At 63.4% G+C, this 243-nt stretch carries 1 pseudogene; it reads left to right on the forward strand.

Features of this window, described 5'->3' with window-relative positions:
* Nucleotides 1–243, forward strand: a pseudogene (locus SB756_RS34255) (putative 2-aminoethylphosphonate ABC transporter permease subunit); the annotation flags it as partial.

Below are 243 nucleotides of genomic sequence, written 5' to 3' on the forward strand. Positions count from 1 at the left end.
GGCCTGGCCTTGGCGGGCGTTTTCCAGCATTACCTGGCCTGCGACAAGCCAGGCAGTGTTCGCGGCCTTCTGCCTGGTGTTCACCCTGACCATCACTGACTTCGGCGTCCCGGTCGTGGTCGGCGGCGATTATCAGGTGCTGGCCCTGGAAGCCTACAAAGCTGTCGTGGGCCAGCAGCAGTTTGGCCGCGGCGCACTGATCGGCATGGTCTTGCTGCTGCCGGCACTGTTGAGTTTTGCCGT

The sequence above is a fragment of the Pseudomonas sp. SIMBA_068 genome, assembly GCF_046534705.1.
In the GTDB taxonomy this organism is placed as follows: domain Bacteria; phylum Pseudomonadota; class Gammaproteobacteria; order Pseudomonadales; family Pseudomonadaceae; genus Aquipseudomonas; species Aquipseudomonas putida.